We start from the raw sequence: 17,349 nt of genomic DNA on the forward strand, positions 1-17,349 counted from the left end.
TCTTATTTCAGTGCGGCAAGCGCGGCATCATAATCCGGCTCGGTGGTGATCTCATTCACCAGCTGGCTGTACAGCACGTTGTCATGCTCATCCAGCACGATGACGGCACGCGCGGTCAGGCCCTGCAGGGCACCGTCAGCAATTTCCACCCCGTAATCCTGTTTGAACTCGCCACCGCGCAGCGTGGACAGCGTGACCACGTTATTCAGGTTATCTGCGCCGCAAAAGCGCGACTGAGCAAACGGCAGATCGGCTGAAATGCATAACACCACGGTATTATTCAGTTCGCCCGCCAGTTGGTTAAATTTACGTACCGAAGACGCACACACGCCAGTATCGACGCTGGGAAAAATATTCAGAATCTTGCGTTTTCCTGCATACTCAGAGAGTGAGACATTCGCGAGGTTTTTGGCCACCAGCGTAAAAGGTTTAGCGCTATCGCCGGGCTGCGGAAACTGGCCAGCAACCGCTACCGGGTTGCCCTGAAAGTGAACAGTCTGAGACATACGAATTCCTTCTAATGATGTTATCTGACAAAAAAATAGGGCATCAGTACAGATATAGCCTTTGTTTATGACATAAATTTTAAGGGTTTACGAGTGTAATTGTTGCCTGAATTTAAATGACAGTGATGAATCGCTGACAACAAGGAGCGCTAATGAGGACGGTAAAATGTTATCCCGAAGCCTGGCCGTTGCATACGCCGTTTGTCATCGCGCGCGGCAGCCGCACTGAAGCCAAAGTCGTGGTGGTGGAAATTGAAGAAAACGGAGTAAAAGGCACGGGAGAAGCCACGCCTTATACGCGCTATGGCGAAAGCGAAGCGCTGGTGCTGGAGCACATCGCGACGGTGATGCCCCAGCTTCAGCAGGGCCTGACCCGCGAGGCACTGCAAACGCTGTTGCCCGCAGGGGCCGCCCGGAACGCCATTGACTGCGCGCTGTGGGATCTGGCCGCCCGGCAGCAGCACCGCACGCTGGAGCAGGTCGTCGGCATTGCACCGATCGCGTCAGTGATCACCGCACAAACGGTCAGCATTGATACACCAGAGGCGATGGCCAGCAGTGCCCAGGCACTGTGGCAGCATGGCGCAACGCTGCTCAAAATTAAAATGGACAACAACTTTATCACCGAGCGCCTGATGGCGATCCGTGCGGCGGTGCCCGACGCCACGTTAATCGTGGATGCGAATGAGTCATGGCACGCCGAAGGGCTGGCGGCACGCTGCCAGCTGTTAGCCGATCTGGAAATCGCTATGCTGGAACAGCCGTTACCGGCTGGAGAAGACGAGGCGCTGGCAAATTTTATTCACCCTTTACCCATCTGTGCCGATGAAAGTTGCCACACGCGGGAAAGCCTGCCCGCGCTGCATGGGCGCTACGACATGGTGAATATCAAACTTGATAAAGCCGGTGGGCTGACGGAAGCGCTGGCGCTGGCACAGGCTGCGCGCGATCAGGGCTTTACGCTGATGTTGGGCTGCATGATCTGTACGTCCCGGGCGATTCGCGCCGCCTTGCCGCTGGTACCTATGGTGCGCTTTGCCGATTTGGATGGTGCCACCTGGCTGGCTGTCGATGTCGAGCCCGCCCTGAAGGTACAGAACGGAGCATTAATCACGGCTGCCAGCGCAGCAGATTAACCATCACCTCCAGCCACGTTTCCGTCGCCTCATCTACCGCAATGACGGGCATCTCTGCGGTCACGCACGGCAGACTCAGGTCGTGACACCAACTGCCAAAGGAGCCCGGCGTGGCATAGCCCACGCTGCTGACGCGCGGCAAACCCGTCTGCGCGGCCAGCCAGGCACCGACCTCGGCGTGATGCGGATCGTCGATACAGGCCAGCGGCTCATGCCAGGAAACCACCCAGGCCGGTTTTAGCTGATGAATCAGGCTGCATAATGCCTGGGTTTCCGGCTCTGAGGCGGGATGTGCCCCTGTCGAAAGCGTCACATCCCGCGCGTCTGCCGCGCTGTTCCAGCGGTACACCGTTTCACCTGACTGCCAGTTAGCCGCCGGGAAGTTACGGTTCAGGTCAACGCCATTAGCATTCGCCCGCAGCCCCAGCTGGCAGCCGTCGGGATTGACCGCCAGAACAACGTGATGACGGCGCAGGCCGTCAGGCAGGGTGCGCAGCGCCGCAGAAAGGGCCGCAATCGCGGCGTTTTCATCACCGTGCGTGCCAGCCAGAATCAGTCCACTGTTGCTGTCAGTCTGATTAGCGGGAAACCAGAGCAGCGGGGCACCCAGAACGGAACGCCCGTATTGCTGCCAGGAAATAGCCAGTTTTCCGCGCTGTGAGCGGGGATGCATTGACGGCATAGTGACATTCTCCAGAGGGTTTCCTTAAAAGTAGCGGAAAAGCCGCCGGGGGAAAATAGCTATTTATCAATCAGCAATTTGCGATAAAGTGGCCGGTAACAGGCTGACTCAGTGAGACGCTGATGCAGCACTTCTTTATCGTAAAGGGGTGAACATGATTATTCGCTTTTCTCCAACGCTAACCGCCCTGAGTCTGCTTAGCGCCACCTTACCCGTTTTTGCCGCAGAGGTGCCCGCAGGCGCGCAGCTCGCCGCAAAACAAGAGATTGTCCGTCACATCAAAGATGAGCCTGCGTCACTTGACCCGGCTAAAGCCGTGGGACTGCCCGAAATCCAGGTGATGCGCGATCTCTACGAAGGGCTCACCAGCCAGGATGCTCACGGGAAAATTGTGCCGGGCGTGGCACAAAGCTGGAGCAGCAGTGATAACAAAGTCTGGATTTTCACCCTGCGCAATAATGCACGCTGGTCTGATGGCGAGCCCGTCACTGCACAGGATTTTGTCTACAGCTGGCAGCGCGTAGTGGATCCTAAAACCAGTTCGTCTCAGGCCTCTTTTGTCGCGCTCAGTGGTTTAAGTGAGGCGGACGCTATCACTAAAGGGACGACAACACCGGACAAACTGGGCGTCACCGCGCTGGATAAACACCGCCTGAAAGTGACGCTCTCGCGCCCGGTGCCCTGGTTTCCGGCCATGGTGTCTAATGTGGCTTTCTATCCCGTCCCGCAACGCGTGATTGAGAAAGAGGGCGATCAGTGGACACAGCCCGGCAAGCTGGTCGGAAACGGCGCTTACCAACTTGACAGCCGAGTGGTTAACGAAAAAATCGTACTGGTGCGTAATCCGCGCTACTGGGATAACGCGCACTCCGTGTTAACTAAAGTGACCTTTTTGCCCATCAACGAAGAATCCAGCGCCACCAAGCGCTACCGCGCGGGCGATGTGGACATTACCGAATCGTTTCCTAAAAACATGTATGCCCTGCTGAAAAAGACGCTGCCGGGGCAGGTTTATACGCCGGATCAACTCGGAACCTACTATTACGCGTTTAATACGCAGCAGGGCCCTACGGCCGATGCGCGCGTACGCAAAGCGCTGTCATGGAGTATCGATCGCCAGGTTATCGCGGACAAAGTCTTGGGCACGGGTGAAAAACCGGCCTGGCACTTTACACCAGATGTGACCGCCGGATTTACACCGCTGCCTGCCTTGCAGCAACAGCATAATCAACAAGAGATGGACGCGCAGGCCAGAGCGTTGCTGGCGGCGGCAGGATACGGGCCGGCGAAACCCCTGAAGCTGACGCTGCTGTATAATACGTCTGAAAGCCACCAGAAGATTGCCATTGCGGTTGCATCCATGTGGAAGAAGAATCTTGGCGTGGACGTGAAGCTGGAAAATCAGGAGTGGAAAACCTATATCGACAGCCGTAACTCTGGACGCTTTGACGTCATCCGTGCCTCCTGGGTGGGGGACTACAATGAGCCGTCGACCTTTTTAACTCTGTTGACATCCGGCAACAGCAGTAATATCCCGCGCTTCAAAAATGCCGAATATGATGCCGTGATCGCCAAGGCGAGCATGGAAACCAGTGACCAGGCCCGCAATGCATATTACAACCGGGCCGAACAAATCATTGCGGAACAGGCCCCCATCGCGCCCATTTACCAGTACACCAATGGTCGCCTGATCAAGCCGTGGGTGAAAGGCTATCCGATCACCAACCCGGAAGATGTCGCCTACAGCCGTGAACTGTGGATTGAGAAACACTGATCTAAGGCGGCCTGCCTTGGGCCGCCTTCTGACATCTTTGTACACAGGCTCAGGATTGCAACTCAACACCGCCACGCTAGACTGTATCGTATTGATTTTGATAGCGGGGTAACGGTGTGGACGGTGTGAAAGGAAAATCGCTTCAGGTAACAGATGCCATCATTTCCTGCCAGTTGGATGGAAAGGGCGGCATGATACCGATTGATGAAACCCAGGTGCTGCACGATGAGCATCCCTGCTGGCTGCATCTCAATTATACCCATCCCCGCAGCGCTGAATGGCTGCAATCCACGCCTCAGATCCCGGATGCCGTGCGTGATGCGCTGGCCGGTGAAAGCATGCGGCCTCGCGTGTCCCGGTTGGGGGACGGTTTTATGATTGTCCTGCGCAGCGTGAACCATAACAGCGATGCGCGCCCTGACCAGTTAGTGGCAATGCGGGTGTTTATTAACGATCAGCTCATTGTGTCCACCCGGCGACGTAAAGTGTTTGCCGTGGATGAAGTGCTGACCGATCTCGAAAACGGTAACGGCCCGGTCAACTGTGGCAGCTGGCTGGTCGAGGTCTGCGATGCGTTAACCGGTCACACCAGCGAATTTATCGAAGACCTGCATGACAAAATCATTGAGCTCGAAGATGCCTTACTGGACCAACGCATTCCCCCGCGGGGTGAACTGGGTCTGCTGCGCAAACAGCTGATTGTGATGCGCCGTTACATGGCTCCACAGCGTGATGTTTTTGCCCGGCTCGCCAGTGAGAAACTGCCCTGGATGGACGACAGTGAGCGCCGCCGCATGCAGGAGATTGCCGACCGGCTGGGGCGCGGCCTGGACGATCTGGACGCGGGCGTAGCCAGAACGGCCGTGCTGGCCGATGAAGTCGCCTCGGTAATGGCCGAATCCATGAATCGCCGCACCTATACGATGTCGCTGATGGCGATGATTTTTCTGCCCGCTACCTTTTTAACCGGGCTGTTTGGTGTCAACCTGGGCGGCATTCCCGGCGGCGGATGGCGCTACGGCTTCAGCGTGTTCTGTATTTTACTGGTCATACTGGCGTTAGGCGTGGCGGGGTATTTACGTAAGCGGCGTTGGCTTTGACAGACAAAGCCTGTGAATTGCCTTAGTGACAGAGGGCTTAACAGAAGTAAAGCTGATCGACATCAATACCTGCCGGAGGCAACTGACGCAAACTCTCTCCCGCAGGTGAATGCAACGTCAAGCGATGGGCGTTGCGCTCCATATTGTCTTACTTCCTTTTTTTGAATAACTGCATAATACAGTTGATTCGACCTACGCCGGCCTTGTTGCCGGCTTTTTTTTACCTGCTGGCTGAAAGGCCTAATCTTTCCTAAGCTTAATGTTCATTCGCTACAGAGGAGCACGGTATGAAGGCGATACATAACAGCGAGCCGATTCCAACCGATCCGCCCCCCATTCCTCAGCCGCAACCCGATCCGCCACCGGATCCGGAGTTTCCGCCGATAATGGATCCGCCGCCTCACCGCAACGTATAAAAAAGGGCATGCGTTTACGCGCATGCCCTTTACCTTTAATGTATTCAGCAGCGTTATTTAATCTCTAAAACATCAAGGCGTTCACTGACATCGGGTGCATCGTCTTCATCGCTGCGCCAGCCAACCGGATTCACCGGCAGGGTTTCGCGATCGAAAGCGAGATCGCCGCCATCCACCACCGCATCCCCGTGCTGAATGCCTTTGAAATCAAACAGATTCACGTCGGCCATGTGTGACGGCACGACGTTCTGCATCGCGCTTAACATGGTTTCAATTCGGCCCGGATAGCGTTTATCCCAGTCGCGCAGCATATCTGCCACCACCTGACGCTGCAGGTTAGGCTGCGAACCACACAGATTACACGGGATAATCGGGAACTGACGCGCTTCGGAGAAACGAATGATATCTTTCTCGCGGCAGTAGGCCAGTGGACGAATGACAATGTGTTTCCCGTCATCGCTCATCAGCTTCGGTGGCATGCCTTTCATCTTGCCGCCGTAGAACATATTTAAAAACAGCGTTTGCAGGATGTCATCGCGATGGTGGCCCAGCGCAATTTTGGTACAGCCCAGCTCTGTGGCTGTGCGGTACAAAATGCCACGACGCAGACGCGAGCACAGCGAGCAGGTGGTTTTGCCCTCTGGAATCTTCTCTTTAACGATAGAGTAGGTGTCTTCCTCAACAATTTTGTACTCAACACCTTGCGCCTCAAGATATTCCGGCAGGATATGCCCCGGAAAACCGGGTTGCTTCTGATCAAGATTGACTGCCACCAGACTGAAACTCACTGGCGCGCTCTTCTGCAGGCTACGCAGGATCTCCAGCATGGTATAGCTGTCTTTACCACCGGACAGGCAAACCATGATGCGGTCGCCTTCTTCGATCATATTAAAATCGGCAATGGCCTCGCCTACGTGACGACGCAAACGCTTCTGGAGCTTGTTGAGGTTGTATTGTTCTTTCTTGTTAATTTCTTGATTTTGCAGCATTACGTCGTTTCTCAATAATCAAAGGGGCACATTTGAGCCTGTTGCCGTGCCCCCTGATTTGCTTTATGACAGGTTATCACCCGCCGAAGATTGTCAGCAGGCAAAGTATGCCGCGTATGGTACGGATTACGCGTGCAATTTCCAATATCAATTATCGTTAAGCATAAACCTGATGGTGACTGACCACGATATTTTGCCTTCCGTCTTATTTTTGCCAACTGCACTGGCAAGAGAGATAAGATGAAAAGCAGAGAATAAACACGGTCAGATAAAGGCGTTATTCACGCCGACAATAAGCCGCAATGAAAGCAGAAATGAAGATCTCATGGTGAGGGTAAGGATATGTCTACTGTCGGGTGGGATTTATCCCGCCCGACAAGAACGTGCATCTACGCTTTTATCGTGCGGAAGCGGCACAACGCAGCATCCATGTCCTACATCATCTCCAGCGACTGCACGCCCTTTACTTCCATGATTTTGTCATACAGATGCGCATCGCTGGATTTCCGGGAGAGGGTAACCTGAACGCTTAATTCACATAAACCGCTTTCCTCGTCCCGGTTAATGACCGAAATATTGCCATAGCGGATGCCTTCGCGTTGCATGACCAACAGCACCAGCGGCACGCTTTTCGCCTTGAGATAAACAATTAACGTATGGTGTTTACCAATCAGTAAATGACTCAAACGGCGGAAAACCTCGAGCACCACCAGAGCCAGCACGGTGCCGTAAATGCCGATTTCATACATGCCGCTCCCGATGACCAGGCCGATTGCGGCGGTAACCCAAAGCCCGGCTGCCGTCGTCAGGCCTTTAACCACCTGTTTCTGGATCAGAATCGTTCCGGCACCCAGAAAACCCATGCCGCTGACAACCTGTGCCGCGACGCGGCTGGGATCGAGTGCAACGTGATCCTTCATCAACATGTCGGCAAAGCCATATTTAGACACCAGCATAAACATCGCACTGCCAATCCCCACCAGAATATGAGTGCGTAATCCGGCTTCTTTGGCACGCATCTGACGTTCCAGTCCAATCAGACCGCCCAGAATGCCCGCCAGCGCGATACGAATCAGCATATCCATTAACATTCTTTTTCTCCGTTCGACATCATGGTTAAACTATATTCCGCCACGTGACTATGTGATAACAGGATAATTCTGCTTGTAATAGGTCAGAATATTTTTTGTAAAAAGCTATTTCTTCTCTCGACCCCGTGTCAGGGCTGACATATTCTTGCTTAGCCTTTAACTCACCTTCCCGGAGTCTGATTGATGAAAGCCGCGACTTTTCTGCTGGCTGGTGCCGCGTTGTTATTGTCTGCCTGCAGCAGTAACAGCGATGACAACGAGCCGCCACAACAAGCCACCGCCGCCCACGTTCAGCCACGTGTGGTTATGTCTGCAATGGCGGAGGCCAGTTGTGCCAATGCAGGGGGAACGCTGGCGTTTTCAAATCAACTGGACGGCTCGCGCATCGGCATGTGTCAGTTAGTCAACGGACGCCGCTGCAGCGAGCAGGCATTGCTCGGCGGTAACTGCGCCCGCTAAACGCGGAGGCCGGCTGTGACCGGCCTGCGTTATCAGGCCATCACCCGGTTCGGACAGTCTTCGCCACGATGAAGCCGGCTGAGGTTTTCCAGCGTGGTTTCTGAAATCGCCGTCAGAGCTTCAGCGGTCAAAAAAGCCTGATGGCCTGTGAACAGCACGTTGTGGCAGGCTGACAGGCGGCGGAAAATATCATCCTGAATGACATCATTCGATTTATCTTCAAAGAACAAATCCCGCTCATTCTCATAAACGTCCATGCCTAACGCGCCAATTTTTTGCTGCTTAAGTGCATCAATGGCGGCCTGAGAATCAATTAACCCACCCCGACTGGTATTAATAATCATGACGCCATCGCGCATCTGCGCAAACGCGTTAGCATTAAGCAGATGATGGTTTTCCGGCGTTAACGGGCAATGCAGTGTAATCACATGCGACTCGGCAAACAGGGTTTTCAGATCGACATATTCTGCGCCCAGCGATAACGCCTGTTCCGAAGGATAGGGATCGAAGGCCAGTAAACGCATGCCAAATCCTTTTAAGATGCGCAGGGTGGCTATGCCTATTTTGCCGGTGCCAATAATGCCGGCGGTTTTGTTATGCATATTAAAACCGGTCAGGCCGTCCAGCGAAAAATTCGCATCGCGGGTGCGTTGATAGGCGCGATGAATACGGCGATTCAATGTCATCATCAGGCCGACGGCATGTTCAGCGACGGCTTCCGGGGAATAGGCGGGCACGCGAACCACTTCCAGACCCAGTTCAGCCGCGGCTTTCAGATCGACATTATTAAATCCGGCGCAGCGCAGGGCGATAAATTTCACCCCCAATTCCGCCAGTTCCTCCAGCACCGGGCGGCTACCGTCGTCATTCACAAAAAGACAAACCGCATCACAGTCTACGGCAGTCTTGGCCGTGCTTTCGCTCAGCAAAAAATCATAAAAGACCAGATCGAAACCATACTGTTTATTGACCTGTTCAAAATATTTCTGGTCGTAGTGTTTAGTACTGTATACGGCGATTTTCATCGTGGTGCTCCTGGAAAAGGGATGCAACAAGGATAACGTTTTCTCTTACTTTTTGCTGACACCTCTTTAACCTTACCGGTCAAACCTTCACCTTCGGCGTGTTACGTGCCATCATTACGCCCAGGATATTGAAAAAAAAGGAGTCTTGTTTTCATGCCACGGAGTTTCCGTCGACGCCTGGCCGCGATTCTGGCGCTGATTTTATTGCTGCTGGGATTACTGCTGACTCTTACACAGTGGCTGCCGCGTCTGGTGGGCCTCTGGCTACCTGCAGGCACGCGCGTCGAACTGGAAAACAGCCCACGCTGGCATGACGGGCAACTCATTTTTCCGTCTCTTCATTATTTAGCCGGTGACTGTCGTCTGGCGAGCGTCAAAAACGCGGCGCTGGGCAGGCAACAGTCGCGCTGGACGCTCAACGCACAACAGGTCACGTTGCAAAGCGAATGCCTGCAACAGCTGCCCGAATCACAAACCGCCTCAACCGCAACGAAAACGCTGGCAGAGTGGCAGGCCATGCTGCCGGGCGCAGATATTCACATTGATAAGCTGACGATCTCGCCCTGGCAGGACTATGCCGGTGGCCTGGATTTGACCCTCAATAAAGCCAGCCAGCAGCTGCATTACCGGGGCGATAATTTACAGCTTGAGGCCACGCTGGAAGGTCAGCAGCTGATGGTCAGACAATTGACGATCACCCATCCGGCGCTTCCCGAGCCGCTCAGCCTCAAAGGTCATTTTGAACTGCCGCAATACGCTAACGGCCTGCCGGTTAACGGCGAGATCGCGGGCGCGCTGGCCCTGGACGGGTTTCCGCAACCGCTAAAAGCGGCACTGAGCTGGCAGCATGAAAGCGGCCTGCTGAACATCACCACAGCGGATGCTGCCCGTCCCTTGCTGCGTCTTCCGTGGCAGGCAAGCCGTGACCGCATCACTATTCAGAAAGGTGAATATTACTGGCCACTCACGGCGCAGCCCTTGTCGGGCTTTGTGACGCTGACGCTGGATAACTGGCAGGCCGGGCTGGATGCCACAACGGTCACTGGTCGCCTTAACCTGCTGACGCAGGGACGGGGCGGCAAAGGCAATGTCGTTCTGGGCATAGGTCCGGGTCATCTCAGCCTGACGCAAAGCCAGCTGCCGTTACAACTGACCGGCGACAGTAAATTTGCTGCCATGCAGCTGTTCGGCAGTATTCCTGGGCAACTGACCGGATCATTACTGAATCCCGAACTGATTGTTAAACCCAACGCACTGTTGCGTCTGCGCGGGCGTTTACTTTCAACGCTGAACGTGGATGAAGCGCGCTGGCCGCTGGCGGGGGTGCGCTTATCGTCCCGGGGCATTTCTGGACGCCTGCAGGCCATTCTGCGCGCGCACGATCCCAGCTTTGGCCGCTTCACCCTGCACCTGGACGGCGGGGCCCGTGACTTCTGGCCGGATACGGGTGAATGGCGCTGGCGCTACTGGGGAGAAGGCGAGATGCATCCGTTACAGGCGAAATGGGATGTGAAGGGGACAGGTGGCTGGCGCGGCACGCTTATCCATCTTGATACCTTGTCGACCGGTTTTAACCAGATGCAATACGGCAGTGTGCGGGTGGAAAAGCCGCGTTTAACCCTGACTGCCCCGGTGAACTGGCAGCGAGAGGCGGACAAGCCTTCCTTTGACGGAAAATTTCAGATGCAGGCCGGTCAGACACACTTCAGCTACGGGGGCTGGCTGGCTCACTCGACGCTGGATTTTGCCGCCCGCGGGCGCGATCCTGGTCATTTTGTCTGGGGCGGCGAACTGAAAGCCGGCAAGGTCGGCCCGGTACGGGTTAACGGGCGCTGGGATGGCGAGCGCCTGCGCGGTCAGGCCTGGTGGCCCACGCAGTCGCTGACGGTTTTTCAGCCGTTGCTCAGCCCCGATCTGAAAATGAAAATTCGCGCGGGCGAACTGCGCGCTCAGGTGGCGTTTTCTGCCGCCGCTCAGCAGGGTTTTCACGCGGGCGGACACTGGACGGTGAAAAACGGCAGCGTCTGGGCGCCAGACAGCCAGATTAACGGCATCGATTTCTCGCTGCCATTCCGTCTGCAAAACCAACAGTGGCATTTTGGCTTACGTGGACCGGTTTCATTGCGCATCGCAGAAATCAAGAATCAGTTTGCCCTGCAGAATATTCAGGCTGACTTACAAGGCGCCTGGCCATGGCGGGAAAACGATCCGCTCTGGTTGCAGGATGTCAGCATGGATCTGCTGGGCGGGAAAATTACGATGCCGTCTCTGCGGATGCCACAGCACAGCCCGGCGCGCGTGTCGCTTCGGGATATCAGCCTGAGTAAACTCGTCAGCGCGATTAAACCCAGGCAGTTCGCGATGTCGGGCAGGGTGAATGGCGAATTACCGCTGTGGATCACGAATGCGCGCTGGATCATCGAAAATGGCTGGATTGCCAACAGCGGGCCGCTGACCTTCCGGATGGATAAAGACATGGCCGATGCCATCACCGCAAATAATATTGCGGCAGGCGCCGCGATGGACTGGCTGCGCTATATGGAGATTTCGCGTTCCTGGGCCACGCTGAATCTGGATAATCTGGGCGAACTGACCATGGTCGCGCAGGTGCAGGGCACCAGCCGTTTCAGCAACCGCAACCAGACCGTAAATTTAAACTATCGTCATCAGGAAAACCTGTTCCAGTTGTGGCGCAGCCTGCGCTTTGGCGATAATTTGCAATCCTGGGTGGAGGAAAATGCCACTCTGCCGTCGAAAAAGGAACCCTCACCATGAGCCTCAGGGCCTTACTGCTGCTGATAGCCGGACTCCCGCTGACGGGCTGTGTACCGCGCATCGAAGTTGCCGCGCCAAAAGATCCGATTACCATCAACATGAATGTGAAAATCGAGCATGAGATCCACATTAAAGTGGACAAGGATGTGGAAGCGTTATTGAAAAATCAGAGCGACCTGTTTTGAGGAGAGTCCGCATGAAACGCATCGGCATCACATGCTTACTGGCCCTTACGATGAGCCTGCCCGCCTGGGCATTGACGCTGGATGAAGCCCGTCAGTCAGGCCGGGTGGGAGAAACACTGTCAGGATATATTGCGCCGCGCGCAGATGACAGCGACACGCTGGCACTGGTTAAACGCATTAATGACGGTCGTGCTGCACAGTATCAACGTCTGGCAGAGCAGAACAACCTGACAACGGATGAGGTGGCCAGAATCGCCGGACAGAAGCTGGTAAACCGTGCCGCAGCGGGGGAATATGTACGCGGCATCAACGGACAGTGGCTCAGGAAATAGCCGGGCGACAACGTTGTACGGCAGGCATAAAAAAACCGGGCTCAGCCCGGTTTTCCAGATAAGATCGGCGAATCAGGCCGCAACGATGTGTTTGATCGCGTCTTTTGCTTCGGCGGTGGCTTTTGTCGCGACTTCCGGGCCATAGGCAATGCCTTCGGCAAACACAAACTCGACATCAGTGATACCGATAAAGCCCAGGAACAGCTTGACGTAAGGAGTCAGCAGGTCAGAAGCGGTATCTTTGTGAATGCCACCACGGCTGGACAGAATCACGGCGCGCTTGCCTTTGACAAGGCCTTCCGGGCCGGCTTCGGTATAACGGAAGGTCACGCCAGCACGGGCGATCAGGTCGAAATAGTTCTTCAACTGCGTAGGAATGTTGAAGTTGTACATTGGGGCAGCAATCACCACCACATCATGTGCCTGCAGCTCTGCAATCAGCGCATCAGACAGTGACAAGGCTTCCTGCTGACGCGGAGACAGCGGCGCATCAGAAGGACGCAGCGCGCCCACTAACTCACCATCCAGCACCGGTACCGGGTTTTCTGCCAGGTCACGCACGGTCACCTGATCGCCTTTGGCCTTTGCCTGCTCAGCATAGAAGTCAGCCAGCTGACCAGATTGTGAATAGCCTGCAAGAATGCTTGATTTCAGAACTAATACTTTGCTCATCGTAGTTTCCTGTCTGTTACGCGGAAGGCTTCCCGCTCAATGGCTTACACTTTACAAATATTGAACGGAGCGGGAAAGCGCAATATTTCGAGAGCTATATTCGAATTAATTGAACAACCCGTCATGCGCGAGGGCCGCGCGGCAAACGGGAATGTGCTATGATAGGCGCAATTATTATCGTTAATCAGCGGGTTATCTTAGCACTGTACGCTGAGTCCATACCGCCTGAGTAAGGTACGTCATTACTATGTCTTCTCCGGTTTCATCTCCCTTAACGCCGCTTTGGTCGCGGCTTGATGCCCTGATGCTGCGCGACCGGCAGCGGCTGCAACGCCGGTTGCACGGTGCCAGAAAAGTGAAAAATCCTGATGCCCAACACGGTATTGCCGCCGAACTGGAGCAGGATATTCTCGCGGCTGAACAGCGCGTGGCCCAGCGTATTGCCGCCACACCGCGCATCACGTTCCCGGATAATCTTCCGGTCAGTCAGAAACAGCAGGATATCGCGGATGCGATTCGCGCTCATCAGGTCGTGATCGTGGCAGGTGAAACCGGCTCGGGAAAAACCACCCAGTTGCCCAAAATTTGCCTGGCGCTGGGACGCGGTATCACCGGTTTAATTGGCCATACGCAACCTCGTCGTCTTGCGGCGCGCACCGTCGCGAACCGCATTGCCGAAGAGCTGGAAACGTCGCTGGGCGGCTGCGTCGGCTACAAAGTGCGCTTTAATGATCAGGTCGGTGAAACCACGCAGATTAAGCTGATGACCGACGGGATTCTACTGGCGGAGATCCAGCAGGATCGCCTGTTGATGCAGTATGACACCATCATCATCGATGAAGCGCACGAACGCAGTCTGAATATCGACTTCCTGCTGGGTTATTTGCGTGAGCTGCTGCCGCGCCGTCCGGATCTTAAAGTCATTATCACCTCGGCGACTATCGATCCGCAGCGCTTCTCCCGCCACTTTAACAACGCGCCGGTGATTGAAGTATCGGGCCGGACTTATCCGGTGGAAGTCCGTTATCGTCCGGTCGTCGAAGAGGCGGACGATGTGGAACGCGATCAGCTTCAGGCGATATTTGATGCGGTTGATGAGCTGAGCCAGGAGGGCCGGGGCGATATTCTGATCTTCATGAGCGGCGAGCGGGAGATTCGCGATACCGCCGATGCGCTGATGAAGCGCGATTTGCCGCATACCGAAGTGCTGTCGCTGTATGCGCGTCTGTCGAACAGTGAGCAAAATCGGGTATTTCAGTCACACAGCGGGCGACGTATCGTGCTGGCGACGAACGTTGCCGAAACCTCGCTCACCGTGCCGGGCATCAAGTACGTCATCGATCCGGGCACGGCGCGCATCAGCCGCTACAGCTACCGCACCAAAGTTCAGCGTCTGCCGATAGAGCCCATTTCTCAGGCTTCCGCGAATCAGCGTAAAGGACGTTGCGGCCGCGTATCGGAAGGGATCTGTATCCGGTTGTATTCTGAAGCGGATTTCCTGAGCCGTCCGGCCTTTACCGATCCCGAAATTCTGCGCACCAATCTGGCCTCAGTCATTTTGCAGATGACCGCGCTGGGACTGGGCGATATTGCGGCATTCCCGTTTGTGGAAGCGCCGGATAAACGCCATATTCAGGACGGCGTCAGATTGCTGGAGGAGCTGGGCGCGCTGACCCTGAGCGAAGAAGGCCATTATAAGCTCACCGGCTCCGGCCGCCAGCTGGCGCAACTGCCTGTGGATCCGCGCCTGGCACGCATGGTGCTGGCTGCCCGGCAGTACGGCTGTGTGCGCGAAGTGATGATTATCGCGGCAGGTTTGTCGATACAGGATCCGCGCGAACGCCCGGCAGAGAAGAAGCAGGCATCCGATGAAAAACACCGGCGTTTTGCTGACAAAGAGTCTGATTTTATGGCCTTTGTTAACCTGTGGAACTACCTGGGCGAGCAGCAAAAAGCGCTGTCCGGCAATGTCTTCCGTCGCCAGTGTAAAGCCGATTTCCTTAACTACCTGCGCGTACGGGAATGGCAGGATATCTATACCCAACTGCGTCAGGTGGTCCGTGAGCTTGGTATGCCGGTGAACAGCGAACCGGCGGAGTATCGCGAGATCCACTGTGCGTTACTGACCGGTTTACTGTCGCATATCGGCCAGAAAGATGCGGAAAAGCAGGAATTTACCGGTGCACGCAATGCGCGCTTTGCCATTTTTCCGGGCTCAGGTTTATTCAAAAAACCGCCCAAGTGGACAATGGTGGCGGAGTTGGTGGAAACCAGCCGACTCTGGGGCCGTATTGCCGCGCGTATCGATCCGGAATGGATAGAACCGCTGGCACAGCATCTGATCAAACGTAGCTACAGTGAACCGCACTGGGAGAAATCGCAGGGCGCCGTCATGGCCAGTGAGAAAGTCACCTTGTACGGCTTGCCGATTGTGGCCGCGCGCAAGGTCAACTATGGCGCGATCGATCCTACGCTGAGTCGCGAATTGTTTATTCGCCACGCGCTGGTGGAAGGCGACTGGCAAACGCGCCACGCATTTTTCCGTGCTAATCAGAAGCTGCGCAGTGAAGTGGAAGACCTGGAACATAAATCGCGTCGCCGCGACATTCTGGTAGATGACGAAACCTTGTTTGCCTTTTACGACCAACGTGTAGGGAAAGAGGTGGTTTCCGCACGCCACTTTGACAGCTGGTGGAAACAGGTCAGCAAAACCACCCCGGAACTGCTCAATTTTGATAAGCAGATGCTGATCAAAGCGGGCGCCGATACGGTCAGCCAGCTCGACTATCCCAATGTCTGGCATCAGGGCAATCTCAAACTCAGGTTGAGTTATCAGTTTGAACCCGGTGCGGATGCCGATGGCGTGACGGTCCATATTCCGCTTCCGCTGCTGAACCAGGTCGATGAAGCCGGCTTTGAGTGGCAGATTCCCGGTGTACGGCGTGAACTGATTATTGCGCTGATTAAATCGTTACCGAAGCCGCTGCGTCGTCATCTGGTGCCCGCGCCAAACTATGCCGAGGCGTTTTTAGGTCGCGTGACCGCAATGGAAATGCCGCTGCTTGATGCCCTGTCGCGCGAGTTCCGCCGGATGACGGGCGTGACGCTGGAGCGGGACGACTGGCAATGGGAACAGGTGCCCGATCATCTGAAAATGACCTTCCGGGTGGTAGACGAACACAACCGTAAGCTGCAGGAAGGTAAAGATCTCGCGGCGCTGAAAGTGCTGCTTAAAGGCAAGGTGCAGGAAACGCTGTCCAACGTGGCGGATGATGGTCTGGAACAGCGCGGTTTACACCTCTGGAGCTTTGGCGATTTGCCTCGCAGCTACGAGCAAAAACGCGGCGACTACCAGGTAAAAGCCTGGCCCGCGCTGGTCGATGAGAAAGACAGTGTGGCCATCCGGTTATTCGACAGTGAGCATGAGCAGCAGAAAATGATGTGGCGCGGTCAGCGTCGGTTGCTGTTGCTGAATATTCCGTCGCCGGTGAAATATCTGCACGAAAAATTGCCGAATAAAGCCAAGCTGGGCCTCTATTTCAATCCCTATGGCAAAGTGATGGAGCTGATCGATGACTGTATTGCCTGCGGTATCGATAAGCTGATTGCCGAGGCGGGTGGACCGGCCTGGGAACAGGCGGCCTTCGATGCGCTGCGCGAGAAGGTCCGCGCCGAGCTGAATGATACCGTGGTGGAGATAGCAAAGCAGGTTGAGCAGATTCTGACGGCGGTCTTCAATATCAATAAGCGCCTTAAAGGTCGGGTTGATATGACACTGGCGCTGGCGCTGGCCGATATTAAGGCGCAGATGAATGGGCTGGTGTACCGGGGATTTGTGACCCAAAATGGCTGGCAGCATCTGGCAGATACCTTGCGTTACCTGCACGGTATTGAGCGTCGGCTGGAAAAATTGCCGGTTGATCCCCACAGCGACCGCGCCCGTATGCTCCGGGTTCAGGCCGTTGAACAGGCCTGGCAGGCCTGGCGCAACAAACTGCCGCCGCAGCGTCAGGATGATGAGGATGTGCTGCATATTCGCTGGATGCTGGAAGAACTCCGCATCAGTCTGTTCGCACAGCAGCTTGGCACGCCTTATCCCATTTCAGATAAGCGCATCATGCAGGCGATGGAGCAGATCACCGCCTGACGGCGGCAAACAGGGTCTTGTAAGAATAAAAAAGCCCGCATTTAAGAATGCGGGCTTTTT

General features: G+C 55.3%; 15 protein-coding genes. 9 read left to right on the forward strand and 6 right to left on the reverse strand.

Annotation, left to right across the window (positions count from 1 at the left end; all coding sequences use genetic code 11):
• Positions 1 to 2: 2 nt before the first annotated feature.
• A complete protein-coding gene (gene tpx, locus GC087_RS11405; RefSeq protein ID WP_006119290.1) occupies positions 3 to 506 on the reverse strand; it encodes a thiol peroxidase in 504 nt (167 codons plus the stop codon).
• Between the two features lie 152 nt (positions 507 to 658).
• On the opposite strand from tpx, the gene ycjG reads away from it, so the two are divergent.
• Positions 659 to 1,642, forward strand: coding sequence for an L-Ala-D/L-Glu epimerase (gene ycjG / locus GC087_RS11410; protein WP_058701846.1), 984 nt, complete (start codon positions 659 to 661; stop codon positions 1,640 to 1,642).
• On the opposite strand, the gene mpaA is transcribed toward ycjG, so the two are convergent.
• Positions 1,617 to 2,324, reverse strand: coding sequence for a murein tripeptide amidase MpaA (gene mpaA, locus GC087_RS11415; protein ID WP_039340227.1), 708 nt, complete (start codon positions 2,322 to 2,324; stop codon positions 1,617 to 1,619). The two genes, ycjG and mpaA, sit on opposite strands and share 26 nt — an antisense overlap.
• A 154-nt stretch (positions 2,325 to 2,478) precedes the next feature.
• Here mpaA and GC087_RS11420 point away from each other — a divergent pair, with 154 nt between their 5' ends.
• From GC087_RS11420 to GC087_RS11430, 3 genes are all read left to right on the forward strand, one after another.
• Positions 2,479 to 4,098: a peptide ABC transporter substrate-binding protein gene (locus GC087_RS11420; protein ID WP_058701847.1), complete on the forward strand. Its 1,620-nt coding sequence runs from the start codon at positions 2,479 to 2,481 to the stop codon at positions 4,096 to 4,098.
• A 116-nt stretch (positions 4,099 to 4,214) separates the two neighbouring features.
• The gene (gene zntB / locus GC087_RS11425) at positions 4,215 to 5,198 is read left to right on the forward strand and encodes a zinc transporter ZntB (RefSeq protein WP_006119281.1); all 984 of its coding nucleotides are present in this window, start codon (positions 4,215 to 4,217) and stop codon (positions 5,196 to 5,198) included.
• A gap of 287 nt (positions 5,199 to 5,485) precedes the next feature.
• On the forward strand, positions 5,486 to 5,614 hold the full coding sequence (locus tag GC087_RS11430) for a hypothetical protein (protein ID WP_255421282.1): 129 nt from the start codon (positions 5,486 to 5,488) through the stop codon (positions 5,612 to 5,614).
• Between the two features lie 53 nt (positions 5,615 to 5,667).
• Here the strand turns inward: GC087_RS11430 and ttcA are convergent, their stop codons facing one another.
• Together ttcA and GC087_RS11440 are read right to left on the reverse strand one after the other, a co-directional pair.
• Positions 5,668 to 6,603, reverse strand: a complete 936-nt coding sequence (gene ttcA / locus GC087_RS11435; RefSeq protein WP_324028404.1) for a tRNA 2-thiocytidine(32) synthetase TtcA — start codon at positions 6,601 to 6,603, stop codon at positions 5,668 to 5,670.
• A 434-nt stretch (positions 6,604 to 7,037) separates the two neighbouring features.
• A complete protein-coding gene (locus tag GC087_RS11440) occupies positions 7,038 to 7,694 on the reverse strand; it encodes an MgtC/SapB family protein (RefSeq protein ID WP_006119272.1) in 657 nt (218 codons plus the stop codon).
• 183 nt (positions 7,695 to 7,877) lie between these two features.
• Here GC087_RS11440 and GC087_RS11445 point away from each other — a divergent pair, with 183 nt between their 5' ends.
• A complete protein-coding gene (locus GC087_RS11445; protein WP_039340234.1) occupies positions 7,878 to 8,153 on the forward strand; it encodes a putative hemolysin in 276 nt (91 codons plus the stop codon).
• 32 nt (positions 8,154 to 8,185) lie between these two features.
• Here the strand turns inward: GC087_RS11445 and GC087_RS11450 are convergent, their stop codons facing one another.
• Positions 8,186 to 9,178, reverse strand: a complete 993-nt coding sequence (locus GC087_RS11450) for a 2-hydroxyacid dehydrogenase (protein ID WP_058701848.1) — start codon at positions 9,176 to 9,178, stop codon at positions 8,186 to 8,188.
• Between the two features lie 153 nt (positions 9,179 to 9,331).
• Here GC087_RS11450 and GC087_RS11455 point away from each other — a divergent pair, with 153 nt between their 5' ends.
• From GC087_RS11455 to GC087_RS11465, 3 genes are read left to right on the forward strand one after another with little or no spacing between them, the layout of a single operon-like run.
• The gene (locus tag GC087_RS11455; protein ID WP_324028405.1) at positions 9,332 to 11,953 is read left to right on the forward strand and encodes a YdbH family protein; all 2,622 of its coding nucleotides are present in this window, start codon (positions 9,332 to 9,334) and stop codon (positions 11,951 to 11,953) included.
• Positions 11,950 to 12,138, forward strand: a complete 189-nt coding sequence (locus GC087_RS11460; RefSeq protein WP_006119266.1) for a YnbE family lipoprotein — start codon at positions 11,950 to 11,952, stop codon at positions 12,136 to 12,138. The genes GC087_RS11455 and GC087_RS11460 overlap by 4 nt, the downstream gene beginning before the upstream one ends.
• A gap of 11 nt (positions 12,139 to 12,149) precedes the next feature.
• Positions 12,150 to 12,470 (forward strand): YdbL family probable chaperone protein, encoded by a 321-nt coding sequence (locus GC087_RS11465; protein ID WP_033741770.1) that lies wholly within the window; start codon positions 12,150 to 12,152, stop codon positions 12,468 to 12,470.
• 72 nt (positions 12,471 to 12,542) lie between these two features.
• Here the strand turns inward: GC087_RS11465 and azoR are convergent, their stop codons facing one another.
• Positions 12,543 to 13,142, reverse strand: coding sequence for an FMN-dependent NADH-azoreductase (azoR, locus tag GC087_RS11470; protein WP_006119264.1), 600 nt, complete (start codon positions 13,140 to 13,142; stop codon positions 12,543 to 12,545).
• 247 nt (positions 13,143 to 13,389) lie between these two features.
• Between azoR and hrpA the strand changes: the two genes are divergently transcribed.
• On the forward strand, positions 13,390 to 17,289 hold the full coding sequence (gene hrpA / locus GC087_RS11475; protein WP_324028406.1) for an ATP-dependent RNA helicase HrpA: 3,900 nt from the start codon (positions 13,390 to 13,392) through the stop codon (positions 17,287 to 17,289).
• Positions 17,290 to 17,349: the final 60 nt, after the last annotated feature.

The organism is Pantoea sp. JZ2, from assembly GCF_035191405.1.
GTDB lineage: Bacteria > Pseudomonadota > Gammaproteobacteria > Enterobacterales > Enterobacteriaceae > Pantoea > Pantoea stewartii.

Bases quoted from the DNA above. Each gene is read 5' to 3' on its own strand.
- tpx (WP_006119290.1), bottom strand. From the start codon at position 506: ATGTCTCAGACTGTTCACTTTCAGGGCAACCCGGTAGCGGTTGCTGGC.
- ycjG (WP_058701846.1), top strand. From the start codon at position 659: ATGAGGACGGTAAAATGTTATCCCGAAGCCTGGCCGTTGCATACGCCG.
- mpaA (WP_039340227.1), bottom strand. From the start codon at position 2,324: ATGCCGTCAATGCATCCCCGCTCACAGCGCGGAAAACTGGCTATTTCC.
- GC087_RS11420 (WP_058701847.1), top strand. From the start codon at position 2,479: ATGATTATTCGCTTTTCTCCAACGCTAACCGCCCTGAGTCTGCTTAGC.
- GC087_RS11430 (WP_255421282.1), top strand. From the start codon at position 5,486: ATGAAGGCGATACATAACAGCGAGCCGATTCCAACCGATCCGCCCCCC.
- ttcA (WP_324028404.1), bottom strand. From the start codon at position 6,603: ATGCTGCAAAATCAAGAAATTAACAAGAAAGAACAATACAACCTCAAC.
- GC087_RS11440 (WP_006119272.1), bottom strand. From the start codon at position 7,694: ATGTTAATGGATATGCTGATTCGTATCGCGCTGGCGGGCATTCTGGGC.
- GC087_RS11445 (WP_039340234.1), top strand. From the start codon at position 7,878: ATGAAAGCCGCGACTTTTCTGCTGGCTGGTGCCGCGTTGTTATTGTCT.
- GC087_RS11450 (WP_058701848.1), bottom strand. From the start codon at position 9,178: ATGAAAATCGCCGTATACAGTACTAAACACTACGACCAGAAATATTTT.
- GC087_RS11455 (WP_324028405.1), top strand. From the start codon at position 9,332: ATGCCACGGAGTTTCCGTCGACGCCTGGCCGCGATTCTGGCGCTGATT.
- GC087_RS11460 (WP_006119266.1), top strand. From the start codon at position 11,950: ATGAGCCTCAGGGCCTTACTGCTGCTGATAGCCGGACTCCCGCTGACG.
- GC087_RS11465 (WP_033741770.1), top strand. From the start codon at position 12,150: ATGAAACGCATCGGCATCACATGCTTACTGGCCCTTACGATGAGCCTG.
- azoR (WP_006119264.1), bottom strand. From the start codon at position 13,142: ATGAGCAAAGTATTAGTTCTGAAATCAAGCATTCTTGCAGGCTATTCA.
- hrpA (WP_324028406.1), top strand. From the start codon at position 13,390: ATGTCTTCTCCGGTTTCATCTCCCTTAACGCCGCTTTGGTCGCGGCTT.